Source organism: Andreprevotia sp. IGB-42, assembly GCF_009848685.1.
In the GTDB taxonomy this organism is placed as follows: Bacteria; Pseudomonadota; Gammaproteobacteria; order Burkholderiales; family Chitinibacteraceae; genus Andreprevotia.
The window spans coordinates 67,439-85,944 of sequence record NZ_WXTX01000009.1; the positions used below are offsets into that span (position 1 = coordinate 67,439).

Here is an 18,506-nt window from a genome sequence, read left to right on the forward strand (position 1 = left end):
TGGAAAAGGTTCATAGCAATGCCCAAACGTACAGACTTGAAGAGCATCCTCATCATTGGCGCCGGCCCGATCGTGATCGGCCAGGCCTGCGAATTCGACTACTCCGGCGCGCAAGCCTGCAAGGCGCTGCGCGAAGAGGGTTACAAGGTCATCCTGGTCAACAGTAATCCGGCCACGATCATGACCGACCCCAACATGGCCGATGTCACCTACATCGAGCCGATTACCTGGCAAGTGGTCGAGAAAATCATCGACAAGGAACGCCCGGATGCGATCCTGCCGACCATGGGTGGCCAGACCGCGCTGAACTGTGCGCTGGACCTGTGGCGCAATGGTGTGCTGGACAAATACAAGGTCGAGCTGATCGGCGCCACGCCGGAAGCGATCGACAAGGCCGAAGACCGCCAGAAATTCAAGGCGGCCATGGACAAGATCGGCCTGGGTTCTGCCCGTTCGGTGATTGCCCACACGCTGGAAGAAGCGATTTCCGCGCAGGCCAATGTCGGCTTCCCGGCTATCATCCGCCCGTCGTTCACCATGGGTGGTTCGGGCGGCGGCATTGCCTACAACATCCAGGAATTCATCGAAATCTGTACCCGTGGTCTGGATCTCTCCCCGACCAAGGAACTGCTGATCGAAGAATCGCTGCTGGGCTGGAAAGAGTACGAGATGGAAGTGGTGCGTGACCGCGCCGACAACTGCATCATCGTCTGCTCGATCGAAAACCTGGACCCGATGGGCGTGCACACCGGCGATTCGATCACCGTGGCGCCGGCGCAAACGCTGACCGACAAGGAATACCAGATCATGCGTAACGCCAGCCTGGCGGTACTGCGTGAGATCGGAGTGGATACCGGCGGCTCCAACGTGCAGTTCTCGGTCAATCCGGATGATGGCCGCATGATCGTCATCGAGATGAACCCGCGGGTATCGCGCTCGTCTGCGCTCGCCTCCAAGGCCACCGGCTTCCCCATCGCCAAGATCGCTGCCAAGCTGGCTGTCGGCTTCACACTGGACGAGCTGAAGAACGAAATCACCGGCGGCAAGACCCCGGCATCGTTCGAGCCGTCGATCGACTACGTGGTCACCAAGGTGCCGCGTTTCGCGTTCGAGAAATTCCCGCAGGCCAACAACAAGCTCACCACGCAGATGAAGTCGGTGGGCGAAGTGATGGCCATCGGCCGCACCTTGCAGGAATCGTTACAGAAGGCACTGCGCGGCCTGGAAACCGGCATGTCCGGTTTCGACGAAGTCACTACCGATCGCCAGGCCATCGAATCCGAACTGGCGGCGCCGGGCCCGGATCGCCTGTGGTTCGTTGCGGATGCATTCCGTATCGGCCTGTCGCTGGACGAGATTTTCAAACTGTCCAAGATCGATCCGTGGTTCCTCGCGCAGATCGAAGAGATCGTGCAGCTGGAAAACGGCCTGCGTGGCCGCAACGTGGAAAGCCTGGATTACGCCGAAGTACGCAAGCTCAAGCGCAAGGGTTTCTCGGATCGCCGTCTGGGTGGCCTGCTGGGCACCGACCAGAACGCGGTACGCCGCCACCGCCATGGCCTGGGCATCCGCCCGGTGTACAAGCGCGTGGATACCTGCGCGGCTGAATTTGCCACCGATACCGCCTACATGTACTCGACCTACGAAGAAGAGTGCGAATCGCAACCCACCAACGCCAGGAAGATCATGGTGCTGGGCGGCGGCCCGAACCGGATCGGCCAGGGTATCGAGTTTGATTACTGCTGCGTGCACGCGGCGCTGGCGCTGCGTGAAGATGGTTACGAAACCATCATGGTCAACTGCAACCCGGAAACCGTCTCGACCGACTACGATACCTCCGATCGCCTGTACTTCGAGCCGCTGACGCTGGAAGACGTGCTGGAAATCGTGGCGGTGGAAAAGCCGGTCGGCGTGATCGTGCAATACGGTGGCCAGACGCCGCTGAAGCTGGCGCGTGCACTGGAAGCCAACGGCGTGCCCATCATCGGTACCTCGCCGGACATGATCGATGCCGCAGAAGACCGTGAGCGCTTCCAGAAGCTGCTGCAGGATCTGGGCCTGCGCCAGCCGCCAAACGCCACTGCGCGTACCGAGAAGGACGCCATCGCACTGGCGGCCAACCTGGGTTACCCGCTGGTGGTGCGCCCGTCCTACGTGCTGGGCGGCCGCGCAATGCAGATCGTGCACTCCGAGGACGACCTGACCCGCTACATGCGTGAAGCGGTGAAAGTATCCAACGACAGCCCGGTGCTGCTGGACCGCTTCCTGAACGATGCCATCGAAGTCGACGTCGACGCGATCAGCGACGGCAGCGAAGTGCTGATCGGCGGCATCATGGAACACATCGAGCAGGCCGGCGTGCACTCGGGTGACTCGGCGTGCTCGTTGCCGCCGTACAGCCTCTCGAACGAGTTGCAGGACGAGCTGCGCCGCCAGACCGTGGCGATGGCGCGTGCGCTGAACGTGATCGGCCTGATGAACGTGCAGTTTGCCATCCAGGGCAAGGGCGACGCGGCCACCGTGTTCGTGCTGGAAGTGAACCCGCGTGCATCGCGCACCGTGCCGTACGTGTCCAAGGCCACCGGCATCTCGCTGGCCAAGGTGGCGGCGCGCTGCATGGCTGGCCAGTCGCTGCAAAGCCAGGGTGTGACCAAGGAAGTGATCCCGCCTTATTACTCGGTGAAGGAAGCGGTATTCCCGTTTGCCAAGTTCCCGGGCGTGGATACCATCCTGGGCCCGGAAATGAAGTCGACCGGCGAAGTGATGGGCGTGGGCGAAACCTTTGCCGAAGCGTTCGTCAAATCGCAACTTGCGGCCAGCATCGTGCTGCCGCAGCACGGCAATGTGTTCATCTCGGTGCGTGAGGGCGACAAGCCGGCTGCCATCGAATGCGCACGCATCCTGGTCGAGCTGGGCTTCAAGGTGATTGCCACCAAGGGCACGGCCGCGGCGATTGCCGGGGCTGGTGTTGCGGTCACGGCAGTGAACAAGGTGACCGAAGGTCGCCCGCACATCGTGGACATGATCAAGAACGGCGAAATCGCCATGATCTTCAATACCGTGGACGAGCGTCGCCAGGCCATCCAGGACAGCTACTCGATCCGCCACGAGGCGATGAAGGCGCGTTTGCCGATCTACACCACCATTGCCGGTGCACGTGCGGCATGCGTGGGTATCCGTGATCTGGGCGAAATGCGCGTTTACGACGTGCAGAGCTTGCATCAGCGCCTGAAAGCCTGATAAGTTAACGTCCAAGTCAGCAGCCGCCGTCCCTCGGGACGGCGGCTGTGCTTTTGCTGGTACGCATGTACCACCGGCCGGATCGATCCGGCCGCGTGACTGATAATCCGGCCAAGCCTGTCTTGGCCCTTTGATTTTTTTGCGGGGGCACAAATGTTGCCCGCATGGAGATATGAACATGATCAAAGTCCCGCTGACCGTTGTCGGTGCGGAAAAGCTGAAGGCCGAGTTGCAGCGCCTGAAAAGCGTAGACCGCCCAGCCGTGATCGCAGCCATTGCCGAAGCACGTTCGCACGGTGACCTGTCGGAAAACGCCGAATACGATGCCGCCAAGGAGCGCCAGGGCTTCGTGGAAGGCCGCATCGCCGATCTGGAAGGCAAGCTTTCCAACGCGCAGATCATCGATCCGAAAGAGCTGGAAGCCACTGCGGAGGGCCGCATCGTTTTTGGCGCCACCGTGCAGTTGCTGGATCTGGATAGCGAAGAACAAGTGGCTTACCAGATCGTCGGTGACGATGAAGCCAACCTGAAAGAAGGCAAGATTTCGGTATCCAGCCCGATTGCGCGCGCGCTGATCGGCAAGTATGCCGAGGATGTGGCCGAGGTGCAGGCACCCGGTGGCATCCGCGAATACGAAATCCTGGATGTGAAATACCTGTAAGCGCTACGCGCCTGCAGCACGGCAGGCGCGGGCGGCAGGCACATAAGCACAGCAAGCAGACAAGGAAAGCCAGGCAATGGGCGTGGGTCTCAAGAACGTACTGACCGCGTTGTGGATAGGCGGCATGTGGATCATCGGGTTGCTGGTTGCGCCCGTACTGTTCAAGTCGCTGTCCGGCCCGGTTGCCGGCGCTGTGGTGGGCAAGTTGTTCACCGCCTTCGGCTGGGTGGGCATCGTGGCCGGCATTTACCTGCTTGTGTACTGGCTGTATGTGGATGGCCTGCGGGCGTTCCAGGCCGGCAAGCTGTGGCTGGTGATCGGCATGCTGGCGTGCACGCTGATCAATCAGTTTGCGGTGTTTCCCATCATTGCCGGCATCAAGCCGGGTATTTCGGAGGCGGCGACAGGCGTATTCGGTGGCGGGCTGCAAAGCTGGCACACCATTTCCAGCCTGATCTACCTGGTGCAGAGCGTGCTGGCGCTGATCTACATCTGGCGCGGCGAGGGCAAGTAAGTAACTGCTGGCCCGCTGACGGGCGGCACGGTGCCAGGCCGGCGTTGCATGGCAATGCGGCCATGTGATGTGCAATACGGCGCCGGATAGCCGTTTCTGCAACAGGCAGGATGCAAAAAGGGGCGAAAAATCGCCCCTTGATGCTTGCTACCGCTGCTGCGTTGATCAGCCCGCCTTGGTCTTTTTGGCCTTGGGCAGTACGATCTTCGGCTTGTCGCCATCGGCGGCGCGGTAAACGATCAGCAGCTTGCCGATATGCTGCACGGTGGAAGCGCCCAGTTCGGCGCAGATTTTTTGCAGGTATTCTTCGCGCAGCGCACGGTCGTCACCCAGCACGCGGATCTTGATCAGCTCGTGTGCATCGAGGTTGACGGCGATTTCGCGGAATACCGCATCGGTAAGGCCGTTGTTGCCTATCATCACCACCGGGTTCAGGTGGTGCGCCAGGCTCTTCAGGTGCCGGCGCTGGTCTGGCGTGAGTTCCATTTTTACAATCTCTTTGAATAATCAGGCATTTTACATGGCCCGTACCAAAAGCAGCAACGCATGGCTGCATGAACATGTGAACGATCACTATGTTCACCAGGCGCAAAAAGATGGTTTTCGCGCCCGCGCGGCTTACAAATTGCTTGAAATCAACGACAAGGACCGCCTGATCAGGCAAGGCATGTGGGTGGCTGATCTGGGCGCCGCGCCGGGCAGCTGGTCGCAGGTGGCGGCCAAGCTGGTGGGCGGGCAGGGGCGTGTGTTTGCGCTGGATATCCTGGAGATGCCATTCATCCCCGGCGTGGATTTCATCCAGGGCGATTTCCGTGAAGAAGCGGTACTGGCCGAGTACACCCGGTTGCTGGGCGGGCGTGAAGTGGACCTTGTGATTTGCGATATCGCCCCCAATATCACCGGTAATGCCGTAACCGATCAGGCGCGCAGCTTCTACCTGTGCGAGCTGGCGCTGGAATTTGCTCGCGATCATTTGAAACCTGGCGGCGATTTTCTGGTCAAGGTATTCCAGGGCTCGGGTTATAACGAGTACATGACCGAAATGCGCGCGACTTTCACCCAGGTGTTGTCGCGCAAACCCAAGGCTTCACGTGACCGCAGTACTGAAATGTATTTATTGGGCAAGCAAAAGAAGGCCTGAGGGGATTAAAATCCCTCTGTCGTACCATCCGCGCACATTGCGCACTGCAAGGAGCAAGCCGTGAACAATCTCGGCAAGAATATCGCGATCTGGCTGATCATCGCCCTGGTGCTGATGACGGTTTTCCAGCAGATCACGAAACGGCAGGACAGCACCGCACCGGTTGCATACTCGCAATTCATGGAGGATGTGGTCGCCAATCGCGTCAAGCAGGCGGAGATCGAATCGTCCGGGCGCACCACCATGCAGATCATTCGCGGCAAGCGCAATGACGGCAGCAGCTTCATCACCTATGCGCCTTTCGATTCGCGCCTGGTCGATACGCTGCTCGGTCACAAGGTGCAATTTGCCGCCAAGCAGGAAGAAGAGCCGAGCATGTTGATGAGCATCTTCATCAACTGGTTCCCGATGCTGTTGCTGATCGGTGTGTGGATTTTCTTCATGCGCCAGATGCAGGGCGGCGGCAAGGGCGGGGCGTTCTCGTTCGGCAAGAGCCGCGCCAAGATGCTGGACGACAGCAACAACGTGATCACCTTTGCCGATGTTGCCGGTTGCGACGAGGCCAAGGAAGAAGTTACCGAAATCGTCGATTACCTGCGTGATCCTTCCAAGTATCAGAGCCTGGGTGGCCGCATGCCGCGCGGCATCCTGATGGTGGGCTCGCCGGGTACCGGTAAAACCCTGCTGGCCAAGGCAATTGCCGGTGAAGCCAAGGTACCGTTTTTCTCGATCTCGGGTTCTGATTTCGTGGAAATGTTCGTCGGCGTGGGCGCGGCCCGCGTGCGCGACATGTTCGAAAACGCCAAGAAGAATGCACCGTGCATCATTTTCATCGATGAAATCGACGCGGTTGGTCGCCAGCGTGGCGCCGGCATGGGCGGTGGCAACGATGAACGCGAGCAGACGTTGAACCAGATGCTGGTGGAAATGGACGGCTTCGAGGGCAATTCCGGCGTGATCGTGATTGCCGCTACCAACCGTCCGGACGTGCTGGACCCGGCGCTGCTGCGCCCGGGCCGCTTCGACCGCCAGGTGGTGGTGCCGCTGCCGGATATCCGTGGCCGCGAGCAGATCCTCGGTGTGCACATGAAGAAGGTGCCGATCTCCAACGATGTGGAACCGTCCATCCTGGCACGTGGTACGCCGGGCATGTCCGGTGCCGACTTGGCCAACCTGGTGAATGAGGCCGCGCTGTTTGCTGCGCGCCGCAACAAGCGCCTGGTGGACATGGATGACTTCGAAGCCGCCAAGGACAAGATCTACATGGGGCCGGAACGCCGCACCATGGTGATGACCGAGGATGAGCGCCGCGCTACCGCGTACCACGAATCCGGCCATGCGGTGATCGCCGAGCTGCTGGAAGGCACCGATCCGGTCCACAAGGTGACGATCATGCCGCGTGGCCGTGCGCTGGGCCTGACCTGGCAACTGCCGGTGCGCGACAAGTTCTCGCACTACAAGGACCAGATGCTGAACGAGATCGCCATCCTGTTTGGCGGCCGTGTGGCGGAAGACCTGTTCGTGCACCGTATTTCCACCGGCGCATCGAATGATTTCGAACGTGCTACGGCGATGGCCCGCGATATGGTCACGCGCTATGGCATGAGCGACAAGATGGGCCCGATGGTGTACGCGGAAAACGACGGCGAAGTGTTCCTTGGCCGCTCGGTGACCACGCACAAGAACGTGTCCGAAGCCACCATGCAGCAGGTGGACAGTGAAATCCGCCGCATCATCGACGAACAGTACGCGCTGGCAGTGAAACTGCTGGAAGATAACCGCGACAAGATCGAATCGATGACGTCGGCACTGATGGAATGGGAAACGATTGATCGCGAGCAGGTGCGCGATATCATGGAAGGGCGCGATCCGCGTCCGCCCAAGTATCCGCCGCCGCCCAAGCCGAGCAAGCCCGAGGCGGGCGACAGCCTGCCAGGTGGTGACGCCGTGGTGACCACCACACCGGCAACCGAAGGCTGATCAAGGTAGTGCACTTCAGAAAAGGCGGCTTCGGCCGCCTTTTTCCATGTTCGAACGGAATACTGTCATGTCGATATTGCAATGTGGCCGTTTCCAGCTGGGCCTGGAGCGCCCGCTGGTGATGGGGATCGTGAACATCACCCCTGATTCGTTTTCCGATGGCGGCCGGCATGCCACCACGGCAGCAGCCATTGCCCATGCGCGGCGGCTGGTGGCCGATGGTGCCGACATGCTCGATATCGGCGGTGAATCCACCCGCCCCGGCGCGGCCTTTGTGCCGGCCGACGAGGAAATGGCCCGCGTATTGCCGGTGCTGGCTGCGCTGCAGCCGCTGGGCGTGCCGCTGTCCATCGATACGCGCAAACCCGCGGTGATGCATGCCGCGCTGCAGGCAGGGGTAGACCTGGTGAACGACATTACCGCGCTGGAAGGCCAAGGTGCGCTGGCGATGCTGGCGCAATCCCCGGCTGCCGTGTGCCTGATGCACATGCAGGGTGAACCGCAAACCATGCAGGCGGCGCCGCAATATGACGATGTGGTGGCAGAGGTCACCGCTTACCTGGCGGCGCGCCGTAATGCGGCGCTGGCCGCCGGCATTGCATCTGACCGTATCGTGCTGGACCCCGGCTTCGGCTTTGGCAAGAACCTGGCGCACAACGCCGCGCTGTTCAGGGCGCTGCCGGCGACGATTGCACAACTGGGTTGCCCGCAATTGATTGGCGTTTCGCGCAAACGCATGCTTGGTGATATTACCGGCCAGCCAGTGGAAGCACGCTTGCCGGCCAGCATCGCCGCAGCATTGCTGGCTGCGCAGGCCGGCGCGGCCATATTGCGTGTACATGACGTAAAGGAAACCGTGGATGCACTGAAGGTGCTGCGGGCCTTACAATAGCGGCCAATTCCGGTTTCATTTCCCCCAAGGGTTTTCGATGTCACGCAAATATTTCGGTACGGATGGCGTTCGCGGTCTGGTTGGCGAATATCCGATCACCCCAGAGTTCGCCATGAAGCTGGGCTACGCTGCTGGCCGTGTACTGGCGGCTGCCGGCAAGCGTGGCGACGGCGAGCATGCAGCGGTATTGGTCGGCAAGGACACGCGCGTTTCCGGCTATCTGCTGGAAGCGGCGCTGCAGGCCGGCTTCAATGCCGCTGGCGTCGATGTGTATCTGACCGGCCCGTTGCCGACGCCGGGCGTGGCATACCTGACCCGCGCACTGCGGCTTTCTGCTGGTGTGGTGATTTCGGCATCGCACAACCCGTATTACGACAACGGCATCAAGTTCTTCGGTGCCGGTGGCAAGAAGCTGCCCGACGATGTGGAGCTGGCCATCGAGGCCGCCATCGACGAAGCACAGCCATGCGTAGGCTCCAAGCAGCTGGGCAAGGCGCGCCGTGTGAGCGATGCCGCCGGCCGCTACATCGAATTCTGCAAATCGACTTTCCCCAACGATTTCGACTTGCGCGGCCTCAAGCTGGTGATCGACTGTGCGCACGGCGCAACCTACCAGGTAGCGCCGCACGTGTTCCACGAACTGGGTGCGGAAGTGATCACCATCGGCGACAAGCCGAACGGCTTCAACATCAACGAGGAAGTGGGTGCCACCCACGTCGAAACCATCCGCAAGGCGGTACTGGCCGAAGGCGCGGACTATGGCATTGCACTGGATGGCGATGGCGACCGGCTGATCATGGTGGACGGCGACGGCACCATTATCGACGGCGATATGTTGCTGTTTGCGGTGGCGCGCTACCGCGCCGAGCGCGGCACGCTGGGCGGCGGCGTGGTCGGCACGCTGATGACCAACCTGGGTGTGGAGAACGGCCTGAAGGCGCGCGGCATCGCGTTTGCGCGCGCCAAGGTCGGTGACCGCTACGTTTTGGAAAAGCTGCAGGAAAACGGTTGGGTGCTGGGTGGCGAAGGCTCCGGCCATTTGCTGAGCCTGGATCGCCATTCCACCGGTGACGGCATCATTTCCGCGCTGCAGGTGCTGGAAGCGGTGATCGAACAGGGCAAGACGCTGTCTGCGCTGTGTGACGAGCTGACGCTGTCTACCCAGGTGCTCAAGAACGTGCGCATCGCCAAGGGCTTCGATTGCCACGCCTCCAGTGCCATCAAGGCCAAGGTGACCGAAGCCGAAACCGCCATGGGCAGTGAAGGGCGCGTGCTGCTGCGCCCGTCGGGCACCGAGCCTGTTGTACGGGTGATGGTCGAGCATACCGATGCAGGCGTTGCCAGCCGCTGGGGCGAGGCGATTGCGCAGATCGTGGCGAGCGAGGCATCGGCGGAATAGGGGGATTTGTTCTTTCCCTGATGATTGGGTAAGCGCCTGCGGCGTGGTGTTTTAGGGCGCCTTCCGCGGTCGGATGGCCGCCCCGCGTCAGGTCAAGGAGGCTTCTCGCCGCCTCCTTGACGATCCCGGGTGTGCCGGCAAGCCGGCATCCCGCGTCGCTAAGCGGCAGAGCCGCTAAGCTTTGGCGTCACCTGTTGCAAGCGTTCCATGGCTGCGCCATGCAATTCCCTGTGCTGCGCGGCCGTGCTGAGCGAATCACAGCTTCGCACGCTACCGGCGGGTCGGTAGCCCGCCCTGCGGGCTCAGACATCCCCCTGCACCCCCGCCTTGCCTGTGCTGCTCGGCGCCTTAGAAGGGGAAGGGTGCTTCGAAGCTACCCAGTTTGTTTTTGATCTGTTTTTCAAACCTGAACCAAAATCTTCTGGTGACCTTCTATATGTGTGCTGGTGGCGTACCACCCTGATCCCTTCTGAAGCGCCGAGCAGCACAGCCAAGCCCGGATGAAGGGGAGGGATGTTTGAGGTCCGCAGGGCCGAGTTACCTCCCCGCCGGGATTGGCGCGCAGCGCAGGGGACTCCCGCAGGGAGCGCTTTAGTAGGGGCGCCTTCTTTTGCTCCCTTTTCTTGGCGAGACAAGAAAAGGGAGGCGGCTTGCGGGACGCACTCCCGCCCCAAACCGCACGAAGTGCGGAGTCGCAGCGCAGCTGCTTAACCATCGAGACTAATAACAACGAGCTAGTGGCGCCAACCTAGCTGAAAACGCCATGGCGTATGCAAAACAGAGACGGGGTTGTAATGGTATCTGGTCAATTCTGGTCGGCAACAAGAGCCAGCTTCGCCATGCTGGCACTGCTGCTCGTGAATGTGCCGGCAACAGCCCTTGCCGCAGGCCAACAACGCTGCCCGCGTATCGAGTTGCAATTGCCGCCTAGCGTCAGCGCTGCAACGGTTGACCGCCTGTGGGGGCAGGGCGAGCCACCGCAGGGGCGCGCGGCGCTGCAGCTGCGTGGCTGCGACGGGCAGGTGCTGGACCGCTTGCCGCTGCCTGCCTCACTCGCCCGGCTCGATCCCCGCCCGCTGCAAGGCACCGCTGCCCCGACCTGGCTGGTGAGCGTGGATCTGACTGCCGACGCCGGCTCATACAATGGGCCGCTGACGCAGCCGGTAGCCATTGCCGGCCAGCGTTTGCAGTGGGTCGAAGCGGTTGATGCCGCAGGGCGCCGCAAGCCGGTGCGGCTTGTCAGTACGCTCAAGGCCGATTGGCGGCGTATTGTGCAGGGCGGGCGCGATGCCTTCCTGCTTATCCGCTGTGAGCCGGCCGGGGGTGATTTCCGCATCGTGCTGCAGCGCTATACGCTGGATGGCGCGGTGTGGCGGGTGCGGGAGCGCAGCCATCCCGGGTTCTGGGAAGCCGAGGGGGATTTCCCGCCGCTGGCGCGTTTTCCCTGAGCCGGGGTAGCAAGGCCTGCGTATTGCTCGTCGTGCGCGGCGCGTTGGGGGTAATGACCCGGGAGCAGGGGCAGTAGCGCGCTCGCCTGTTATGCGGTGTTCAGCACCCGCATTGCACCTGTGCCGGGATGGCAGACAAAAACCCGCCGCAATATGGCAGGGGGGCCTGCTGGCGATGCTTAATCGACCTTGTGCTCGCCAATCGCATGGATGCTGGCCAGGTGCGCGATCTTGTCTTCCGGCAGGCTCACCAGCAACTCGATGCGCTGCTTGATCTGCAGGAGCACGCGGGTGAAGGCTGCGTGTTTTTCCTCATCACTCGCAGTCTGCGGATCTTCGTAGCCCCAGTGTGCGGTGATCGGATGGCCGGGCCAGATCGGGCAGGTTTCGCCTTTGGCGTTATCGCATACAGTAATGACGATATCCATGGCCGGTGCATCAGGCTGATCGAACACCTCCCAGGATTTTGAGTGCAGTGCGCTGGTGTCGTAGCCAATCTGTTGCAGCAATTCGATGGCATGCGGACTGACGGTGCCGCTGGGTTGGCTGCCTGCGCTGAATGCCATGAAGCGCCCCTTGCCAAGCACATTGAGCAGCCCTTCCGACAGTACGCTGCGGGCAGAGTTGGCGGTGCACAGGAAGAGTACGTTGTAGACCTTGCTCACGATGAATCCTTTCCGGGTAATTGTTTGCGATGGGTATGGGGAGCGGGCACTTGATGGCGATGCCATAAGCATAGCCGCTCCTGCAGCCCTCCATTGAACGGGGGGATTGTTGCGGCTGTATTGAAATCAAGCTCTGCAGCTACCTCTGCCGCAATGGGCTTGCGGCCCCGGCAATGGCCGCTGGCGCATTTGCATTGCACAGGCAGACACAAAGGGCTGACCATCACGTGGCAACGGCGCCTGAGGGCTTGCCTTGGCCTGCGCCGGCTATCCTTGCCAGTCCGCCCGGACGGTTACCGGGCGCGTGCAAACAGAACGGCGGCCATCTGGCCGCCGTTCTGTGCGTTGCACCGCCTGACCCGCCAACGGCGGGGCGGGGGTTGATCAGCCGAACTTGCCGGTGATGTAGTCTTCAGTTGCCTTCATCTTCGGCGCGGTGAAGATGCTGTCGGTGCCGCCCACTTCGATCAGCTCGCCCAGGTACATGTAGGCGGTGAAGTCGGATACGCGTGCCGCCTGCTGCATGTTGTGCGTAACGATGGCGATGGTGTAATCGCGCTTCAGTTCATGCAGCAGTTCTTCCACATGCGCGGTCGAGATCGGGTCGAGCGCGGAAGTCGGTTCATCCAGTAGCAGCACTTCCGGCTTTACCGACACGGCGCGGGCGATACACAGCCGTTGCTGCTGGCCGCCAGAGAGGCCAAGGCCGGATTGCCTGAGCTTGTCCTTCACCTCGTTCCACAGTGCGGCTTTCTGCAGCGCCCACTCCACGCGGTCGTCCATGTCGGCCTTGTTCAGGCTTTCGTACAGCTTCACGCCGAATGCGATGTTGTCGTAGATCGACATCGGGAACGGGGTCGGCTTCTGGAACACCATGCCCACCTTGGCGCGCAGCATGTTCAGGTCGATGCCCGAGCGCAGGATGTTCTCGTTGTTCAGCAGGATCTCGCCTTCGGCACGCAGCTTGGGGTAGAGGTCGTACATGCGGTTGAAGGTGCGCAGCAGTGTGGACTTGCCGCAGCCCGACGGGCCGATGAAGGCGGTGACCTTGCCTTCCAGGATGTCGAGGTTGATGTTCTTCAGCGCATGGAAGTTGCCGTAGTAGAAGTTGAGGTTCTTGACGGCAAGTTTAGCTTTTTGGCTCATTGGATCAGCGTCCTGTTTATTCGGGTCAGTGCTGGTTCGACGGACGAACCAGGATGCGGGCAACTACGTTGAGGCCGAGTACGAACAGGCCGATCAGCAGTGAGCCGGCCCATGCCAGCGTGTGCCAATCTTCGTACGGCGCCATGGCAAACTGGAAGATCACCACCGGCAGGTTGGCCATCGGCTGGTTCATGTTCGAGTAGAACTGGTTGTTCAGCGCAGTGAACAGCAGCGGCGCGGTTTCACCGACAATGCGGGCTACTGCCAGCAATACGCCGGTCAGTACCCCGGCCTTGGCCGCACGCAGGGTGACGAAGTACGTCATTTTCCACTGCGGTGCACCCAGTGCATACGCGGCTTCACGCATGGTGTTGGGTACCAGGCGCAGCATGCTCTCGGTGGTGCGTACCACTACCGGAATCACCAGCAACGCCAGCGCCAGTGCGCCGGCAATACCCGAGAAATGCCCGGTGTGCGTGACGTACAACTCGTAGATGAACAGGCCGATCACGATGGAGGGGGCAGCGAGCAGGATGTCGTTGATGAAGCGCGTGGCCGGGGCCAGCCAGCCGCGCTGGCCGAATTCGGCCAGGTAGGTGCCCGCCAAGATGCCGATCGGCGTGCCGATTGCGGTACCCAGCGTGGCCATCTGCACGCTGCCGATGATGGCGTTGGACAGGCCACCGGCGCTGCCCGGTGCCGGAGTGGTTTGGGTGAACAGGCTCAGCGACAAACCGCCAAAGCCGTTCAGAAGCAGGGTGTAGAGGATCCACAGCAGCCAGACAAGGCCGAAACACATGGCCGCAACGGACAGCCCGATGCTCAGCTTGTTGATGATGCGGCGGCGCAAATAGAGATTCATGGCTGGCCCGATCAGGTGTGTGAGCCCTCGCCCTTTTGCAGGCGAAGAAGCAGGATTTTGGAAAGGACGAGCACGATGAAGGTGATCACGAACAGCAGCAGGCCCAGGTAGATCAGGGAGGCCACATGCAGGTCATCGCTTGCCTCGGTGAATTCGTTGGCCAGCGTAGCGGCAATCGAAGTGCCCGGATCGAACAGCGATTTGATCGAGCTGTGCGAGTTGCCGATCACGAAGGTAATCGCCATGGTTTCACCCAGCGCACGGCCAAGGCCCAGCATCACGCCGCCAATCACGCCGTTCTTGGTGAAGGGAAGTACCACGTTCCACACCACTTCCCAGGTGGTGCACCCCAGCCCGTATGCCGACTCCTTCAGCATCGCCGGCACCACTTCAAAAACGTCGCGCATGACCGACGAAATGTAGGGAATGACCATGATCGACAGGATCAGGCCGGAGGTCAGCATGCCGATGCCCATGGGCGGGCCTTCAAAAATCGGCCCCAGCAGCGGGATGCCGTGCGTGGTGTTCTGCAGCCACGGCTGTACATTGTCGGCAAACCACGGGGCGAACACGAACAGGCCCCACATGCCGTAAATGATCGAAGGTACGCCGGCCAGCAGTTCGATGGCAATGCCGAAGGGACGGCGCAGCCACACGGGCGCCAGCTCGGTCAGGAAGATGGCGATGCCGAAGCTGACCGGCACAGCGATCAGCAGCGCGATGAACGATGAGAGCAGGGTGCCGATGATGGAGTTGCGGCCGCCGAATACCTGGGTGACCGGGTTCCATTCGTTGCCGATGATGAAGCCGAGGCCAAACTTCTGGATCGACGGCCACGCGCCCAAAATCAGTGAAATGATGATGCCCACCAGGGTGGCAAGCACCAGAAAAGCGAAAAACCGGGTCGAGCCACGGAACAGCATGTCTTGGTAGTGTTGCTGTTTGAGGCGTGCTGCTTGGGTGGTCATGGATTGCTCCGCAGAAACTGGCTTGCCCATCGTGGGCGCGGTTGCGACGGCTATTTGCTAGCACAAAACAACAGGAGCGTTTGCCGCTCCTGTTGTCTTTACGTCCAGGCTGGCAAGGATAAGGGCTTTGCCAGCCATGTGCCGATTACTTGTAAACCGGTGCGTTGTTGGCGCCGACGATCTGCTTCCACGAGCTGCGCACTTCGGCCTTCACGGCTTCCGGCAGTGCAACGTAGTCGAGATCGGTCGCAGTCTTGTCGCCTTCCTTGTACGCCCAGTCGAAGTACTTCAGCACTTCCTGGCCGATTTCCGGCTTGTCCTGCTTCTTGTAGACCAGGATGAAGGTGGCACCGGTGATCGGCCATGCATCCTTGCCAGCCTGGTCGGTCAGCACCACGGCGAAGCCCGGTGTGCCTTTCCAGTCTGCATTGGCGGCGGCGGCCTTGAAGGTGTTGTCATCCGGCAGCACGAAGTTGCCAGCCTTGTTCTGCAGCTGGGTGTAGTCCATCTTGTTCTGCTTGGCATAAGCGTATTCGACATAGCCGATTGCGCCTTTGATGCGTTGCACGTACTGCGCTACGCCTTCGTTGCCCTTGCCGCCCACGCCAACCGGCCAGGACACGGCTGCATCGTTGCCGACTTTTTCTTTCCAGTCTGCGGAAACCTTGGACAGGTAGTTGGTGAAGATCCAGGTGGTGCCCGAACCGTCAGCGCGGTGAACCACGGTGATGGCCTGCTCCGGCAGCTTGATGCCCGGGTTCAGCTTGGTGATCGCGGCGTCGTTCCACTTGGTGATCTTGCCGAGGAAAATGTCGGCCAGCACGGCCGGAGTCAGCTTCAGTTCGCCACCCTTGACGGCTTCGAGGTTGGCAACAGCCACCACGCCGCCCATCACGGTCGGGAATTGGGCCAGGCCGGATTTGTCCAGCTCGGCTGCGGTCAACGGCTTGTCGGTTGCGCCGAAATCGACGGTCTTGGCCTGGATCTGCTTGATGCCGCCACCGGAGCCGATCGACTGGTAGTTCAGGCCGGTGTTGGTCTTGGCCTTGTACTGCTCAGCCCACTTGGCGTACAGCGGGTACGGGAACGTCGCACCGGCGCCGGTGATATCGGCAGCCATGGCGTGAACGGTAAAGAGGCCTGCGGCTGCGCCGAAGGTAACGAGCAGTTTGCGCCCATACGACATGATAGAAACTCCTGTGTGTTGAACTGAGCAGTGCAAGGGGTGTAGTCAGAGTACGGGGTGGATGCTAGCGCCTTCATGTTTCTGAAATATTACAAGTCCGTTTCGGAGGGATGGCAGGCGGGCCTGGCAGGGCCGACTTTGTAAGGCTGGTTTGACTGGGGGGGTGGGGGGGCATAGAATTCCGTGTTTCCCGCGCAGGCCCTCTACAGCAATGGCAAGACAACTCGTCATCGGCAACTGGAAGATGCACGGCAGTGTCGGGCAGATCCGCACCGTGCTGCCCGAGCTGGTGCGTGCTGGTCTGGGCGCCAATGTGGCGATCTGCGTGGCGTATCCTTATCTGGCGCTGGCCAAGACGCTGCTGGCGGAGTCGGACATACAGCTGGGTGCGCAGGACGTGTGCGAATTCCATATCGGTGCATACACGGGTGAGGTATCCCCCGCCATGCTGGCCGATGTGGGGTGCGAGATGGTCATCATTGGCCATTCGGAGCGCCGCCGTTATTTCAATGAAACCAGCGAAATGGCCGCGCGCAAGGTCAAGGCCGCGCTTGATGGCGGCCTGTTGCCGGTGTATTGCGTGGGCGAAACACTGGCCCAGCGCGATGCGGGCGTCGCGCGTGACGTGATCGCAGAAGAATTGCAAGTGCTCGCCGGCGTGCCGACGAGCTTGTACGCGGTGGCCTATGAGCCATCGTGGGCGGTAGGAACCGGGGTGATCGCCACACCGGAGCAGATCGCCGAAATGCACGCCTTCATCAAGCAGACACTCGATGTGCGTACAAGGGTGTTGTATGGCGGAAGCGTGAAGGCCGATAACGCCGCGCAAGTGCTGGCCACGGAAGGCGTGGACGGTGTACTGGTGGGTGGCGCTGCGTTGTCCGCTACCGAGTTCCTCAAGATCAGCAGCCAGGCGCGCTGACATTGCCAAAATAACGCTCCGGCGCTAGAATTCGCGCCGAATTTACCGAGAAAAAAATGGAACTTCTGAAAAGTATCGTCCTGATTTTGAACGTGATCTCCGCCGCGTCGGTGATCGTGCTCGTCCTCATGCAGCATGGCAAGGGCGCCGACATGGGCGCAGCCTTCGGCAGCGGGTCTGCCGGCAGCCTGTTCGGTTCGTCCGGTTCGGCCAACTTCCTGAGCCGCGCAACCGCCGTCTGTGCCACAGTTTTCTTTGCCAGCTGCCTTGCACTCACTATGGTTAGTGCACCTTCCTCCAAAACTTCGCTGGGCGTGATGAGTGACGTGAAGCAGTCCGCCACCGTTGCCAGCGGCGTACAGCAGCAAGCTGCATCGCCAGTACAGAACAAGATTCCCGAGTAAACACCGGGAATCGGCGTCACGCCGACATGGTGAAATTGGTAGACACGCTATCTTGAGGGGGTAGTGGCTGCGGCTGTGTGAGTTCGAGTCTCACTGTCGGCACCATTCATATTCCAGCGGCATCGCGTGCCTGCGTGCCGCTGCGCGAAAATAATAAAAATCGGAATTATCTTTTTATTGATTATCGGGGATTCACATGCTGCAGAATTATTTCCCCATCCTGCTGTTCCTCATCATTGCCACGGTGGTCGGTGTGTTGCCGATGGCTTTGGGCAAGGGGCTCAGCATGGTGCTCGGGACCAACAAGCCGGATGCGGCCAAGCTCTCGCCTTACGAGTGCGGCTTTGAAGCGTTCGAGGATGCACGCATGCAGTTCGACGTGCGCTATTACCTCGTGGCCATCCTGTTCATTCTGTTCGATCTCGAAGTGGCATTCCTCGTGCCCTGGGCGCTGGTGCTCAAAGAGATCGGTTCCTTCGGTTTCATCTCCATGATGATTTTCCTGGCCATCCTGGTTGTCGGCTTCGTCTACGAGTGGATGAAGGGTGCACTGGAGTGGGAGTAAGCGAGATGGATGCACAAACACTAGAAAACAAGGGTTTCATCACCACGACGGTTGATACCGTGGTGAACTGGACCCGTACCGGCTCGCTGTGGCCGATGACGTTCGGGCTGGCCTGTTGCGCGGTCGAGATGATGCACGCCGGCGCGGCGCGTTATGACCTCGACCGTTTCGGCATCGTGTTCCGCCCGTCGCCACGCCAGTCCGACCTGATGATCGTGGCCGGCACGCTGTGCAACAAGATGGCACCGGCGCTGCGCAAGGTGTACGACCAGATGCCGGAACCGCGCTGGGTGCTGTCCATGGGCTCCTGTGCCAATGGCGGTGGCTACTACCACTATTCGTACTCGGTGGTGCGTGGCTGTGACCGCATCGTGCCGGTGGACGTGTATGTGCCGGGTTGCCCGCCGACAGCGGAAGCGCTGCTTTACGGCCTGATCCAGTTGCAGAACAAGATCCGGCGTACCAACACCATTGCACGGGCCGGTTTGCTGGCCCGTCAGGCATGAGGTCGGC

At 60.9% G+C, this 18,506-nt stretch carries 18 protein-coding genes and 1 tRNA gene; 13 read left to right on the forward strand and 6 right to left on the reverse strand.

Translation table 11 applies throughout. From position 1 onward, the window contains the following. Nucleotides 1-18: 18 nt before the first annotated feature. The 3 genes from carB (at nucleotide 19) to IGB42_RS14455 (ending at nucleotide 4,415) form a co-directional block, all read left to right on the forward strand. Nucleotides 19-3,240, forward strand: coding sequence for a carbamoyl-phosphate synthase large subunit (carB, locus tag IGB42_RS14445; RefSeq protein ID WP_159672833.1), 3,222 nt, complete (start codon nucleotides 19-21; stop codon nucleotides 3,238-3,240). Between the two features lie 178 nt (nucleotides 3,241-3,418). Continuing rightward, entirely contained in the window at nucleotides 3,419-3,901 is a 483-nt protein-coding gene (gene greA, locus IGB42_RS14450) for a transcription elongation factor GreA (RefSeq protein ID WP_159672835.1), read from the forward strand. Nucleotides 3,902-3,977: 76 nt separating this feature from the next. Then, nucleotides 3,978-4,415, forward strand: coding sequence for a DUF4149 domain-containing protein (locus tag IGB42_RS14455; RefSeq protein ID WP_159672837.1), 438 nt, complete (start codon nucleotides 3,978-3,980; stop codon nucleotides 4,413-4,415). Nucleotides 4,416-4,580: 165 nt separating this feature from the next. On the opposite strand, the gene yhbY is transcribed toward IGB42_RS14455, so the two are convergent. Further along, nucleotides 4,581-4,901, reverse strand: a complete 321-nt coding sequence (gene yhbY / locus IGB42_RS14460; RefSeq protein WP_159672839.1) for a ribosome assembly RNA-binding protein YhbY — start codon at nucleotides 4,899-4,901, stop codon at nucleotides 4,581-4,583. A 34-nt stretch (nucleotides 4,902-4,935) separates the two neighbouring features. On the opposite strand from yhbY, the gene IGB42_RS14465 reads away from it, so the two are divergent. From IGB42_RS14465 to IGB42_RS14485, 5 genes are all read left to right on the forward strand, one after another. Further along, nucleotides 4,936-5,556: an RlmE family RNA methyltransferase gene (locus IGB42_RS14465; RefSeq protein WP_159672841.1), complete on the forward strand. Its 621-nt coding sequence runs from the start codon at nucleotides 4,936-4,938 to the stop codon at nucleotides 5,554-5,556. 60 nt (nucleotides 5,557-5,616) lie between these two features. Continuing rightward, complete coding sequence (ftsH, locus tag IGB42_RS14470; RefSeq protein WP_159672843.1) at nucleotides 5,617-7,536, forward strand: ATP-dependent zinc metalloprotease FtsH; 1,920 nt, start codon at nucleotides 5,617-5,619, stop codon at nucleotides 7,534-7,536. Between the two features lie 67 nt (nucleotides 7,537-7,603). Further along, nucleotides 7,604-8,428 carry a dihydropteroate synthase gene (folP, locus tag IGB42_RS14475; RefSeq protein WP_159672845.1) on the forward strand — a complete coding sequence of 275 codons (825 nt, stop codon included), beginning with the start codon at nucleotides 7,604-7,606 and terminating at the stop codon, nucleotides 8,426-8,428. Nucleotides 8,429-8,465: 37 nt separating this feature from the next. After that, nucleotides 8,466-9,827: a phosphoglucosamine mutase gene (glmM, locus tag IGB42_RS14480; RefSeq protein ID WP_159672847.1), complete on the forward strand. Its 1,362-nt coding sequence runs from the start codon at nucleotides 8,466-8,468 to the stop codon at nucleotides 9,825-9,827. 839 nt (nucleotides 9,828-10,666) lie between these two features. Continuing rightward, nucleotides 10,667-11,275, forward strand: coding sequence for a hypothetical protein (locus IGB42_RS14485; RefSeq protein ID WP_159672849.1), 609 nt, complete (start codon nucleotides 10,667-10,669; stop codon nucleotides 11,273-11,275). A 179-nt stretch (nucleotides 11,276-11,454) separates the two neighbouring features. On the opposite strand, the gene IGB42_RS14490 is transcribed toward IGB42_RS14485, so the two are convergent. From IGB42_RS14490 to pstS, 5 genes are all read right to left on the reverse strand, one after another. Beyond that, complete coding sequence (locus tag IGB42_RS14490; protein ID WP_159672851.1) at nucleotides 11,455-11,940, reverse strand: arsenate reductase ArsC; 486 nt, start codon at nucleotides 11,938-11,940, stop codon at nucleotides 11,455-11,457. Between the two features lie 384 nt (nucleotides 11,941-12,324). Next, a complete protein-coding gene (pstB, locus tag IGB42_RS14495; protein WP_159672853.1) occupies nucleotides 12,325-13,086 on the reverse strand; it encodes a phosphate ABC transporter ATP-binding protein PstB in 762 nt (253 codons plus the stop codon). Between the two features lie 25 nt (nucleotides 13,087-13,111). Further along, entirely contained in the window at nucleotides 13,112-13,948 is an 837-nt protein-coding gene (pstA, locus tag IGB42_RS14500) for a phosphate ABC transporter permease PstA (protein ID WP_159672855.1), read from the reverse strand. An 11-nt stretch (nucleotides 13,949-13,959) separates the two neighbouring features. Continuing rightward, the gene (gene pstC / locus IGB42_RS14505; protein ID WP_159672857.1) at nucleotides 13,960-14,916 is read right to left on the reverse strand and encodes a phosphate ABC transporter permease subunit PstC; all 957 of its coding nucleotides are present in this window, start codon (nucleotides 14,914-14,916) and stop codon (nucleotides 13,960-13,962) included. A 145-nt stretch (nucleotides 14,917-15,061) separates the two neighbouring features. Continuing rightward, entirely contained in the window at nucleotides 15,062-16,102 is a 1,041-nt protein-coding gene (pstS, locus tag IGB42_RS14510; protein WP_159672859.1) for a phosphate ABC transporter substrate-binding protein PstS, read from the reverse strand. A 211-nt stretch (nucleotides 16,103-16,313) separates the two neighbouring features. Here pstS and tpiA point away from each other — a divergent pair, with 211 nt between their 5' ends. The 5 genes from tpiA to IGB42_RS14535 all read left to right on the forward strand — a co-directional run bounded on the left by tpiA (nucleotide 16,314) and on the right by IGB42_RS14535 (nucleotide 18,499). Continuing rightward, a complete protein-coding gene (gene tpiA / locus IGB42_RS14515; RefSeq protein WP_159672862.1) occupies nucleotides 16,314-17,024 on the forward strand; it encodes a triose-phosphate isomerase in 711 nt (236 codons plus the stop codon). Between the two features lie 56 nt (nucleotides 17,025-17,080). Next, nucleotides 17,081-17,428: a preprotein translocase subunit SecG gene (secG, locus tag IGB42_RS14520; protein ID WP_159672864.1), complete on the forward strand. Its 348-nt coding sequence runs from the start codon at nucleotides 17,081-17,083 to the stop codon at nucleotides 17,426-17,428. A 20-nt stretch (nucleotides 17,429-17,448) separates the two neighbouring features. After that, nucleotides 17,449-17,533, forward strand: a tRNA-Leu gene (locus tag IGB42_RS14525). A gap of 91 nt (nucleotides 17,534-17,624) precedes the next feature. Then, the gene (locus tag IGB42_RS14530; RefSeq protein ID WP_159672866.1) at nucleotides 17,625-17,993 is read left to right on the forward strand and encodes an NADH-quinone oxidoreductase subunit A; all 369 of its coding nucleotides are present in this window, start codon (nucleotides 17,625-17,627) and stop codon (nucleotides 17,991-17,993) included. A 5-nt stretch (nucleotides 17,994-17,998) separates the two neighbouring features. Next, nucleotides 17,999-18,499, forward strand: coding sequence for an NADH-quinone oxidoreductase subunit B family protein (locus IGB42_RS14535; RefSeq protein WP_159672868.1), 501 nt, complete (start codon nucleotides 17,999-18,001; stop codon nucleotides 18,497-18,499). Nucleotides 18,500-18,506: the final 7 nt, after the last annotated feature.

Excerpts from the sequence above, each read along its gene's own strand:
- carB (WP_159672833.1), top strand. The coding sequence starts at position 19 with ATGCCCAAACGTACAGACTTGAAGAGCATCCTCATCATTGGCGCCGGC.
- greA (WP_159672835.1), top strand. The coding sequence starts at position 3,419 with ATGATCAAAGTCCCGCTGACCGTTGTCGGTGCGGAAAAGCTGAAGGCC.
- IGB42_RS14455 (WP_159672837.1), top strand. The coding sequence starts at position 3,978 with ATGGGCGTGGGTCTCAAGAACGTACTGACCGCGTTGTGGATAGGCGGC.
- yhbY (WP_159672839.1), bottom strand. The coding sequence starts at position 4,901 with ATGGAACTCACGCCAGACCAGCGCCGGCACCTGAAGAGCCTGGCGCAC.
- IGB42_RS14465 (WP_159672841.1), top strand. The coding sequence starts at position 4,936 with ATGGCCCGTACCAAAAGCAGCAACGCATGGCTGCATGAACATGTGAAC.
- folP (WP_159672845.1), top strand. The coding sequence starts at position 7,604 with ATGTCGATATTGCAATGTGGCCGTTTCCAGCTGGGCCTGGAGCGCCCG.
- glmM (WP_159672847.1), top strand. The coding sequence starts at position 8,466 with ATGTCACGCAAATATTTCGGTACGGATGGCGTTCGCGGTCTGGTTGGC.
- IGB42_RS14485 (WP_159672849.1), top strand. The coding sequence starts at position 10,667 with ATGCTGGCACTGCTGCTCGTGAATGTGCCGGCAACAGCCCTTGCCGCA.
- pstB (WP_159672853.1), bottom strand. The coding sequence starts at position 13,086 with ATGAGCCAAAAAGCTAAACTTGCCGTCAAGAACCTCAACTTCTACTAC.
- pstA (WP_159672855.1), bottom strand. The coding sequence starts at position 13,948 with ATGAATCTCTATTTGCGCCGCCGCATCATCAACAAGCTGAGCATCGGG.
- pstC (WP_159672857.1), bottom strand. The coding sequence starts at position 14,916 with ATGACCACCCAAGCAGCACGCCTCAAACAGCAACACTACCAAGACATG.
- pstS (WP_159672859.1), bottom strand. The coding sequence starts at position 16,102 with ATGTCGTATGGGCGCAAACTGCTCGTTACCTTCGGCGCAGCCGCAGGC.
- tpiA (WP_159672862.1), top strand. The coding sequence starts at position 16,314 with ATGGCAAGACAACTCGTCATCGGCAACTGGAAGATGCACGGCAGTGTC.
- secG (WP_159672864.1), top strand. The coding sequence starts at position 17,081 with ATGGAACTTCTGAAAAGTATCGTCCTGATTTTGAACGTGATCTCCGCC.
- IGB42_RS14530 (WP_159672866.1), top strand. The coding sequence starts at position 17,625 with ATGCTGCAGAATTATTTCCCCATCCTGCTGTTCCTCATCATTGCCACG.
- IGB42_RS14535 (WP_159672868.1), top strand. The coding sequence starts at position 17,999 with ATGGATGCACAAACACTAGAAAACAAGGGTTTCATCACCACGACGGTT.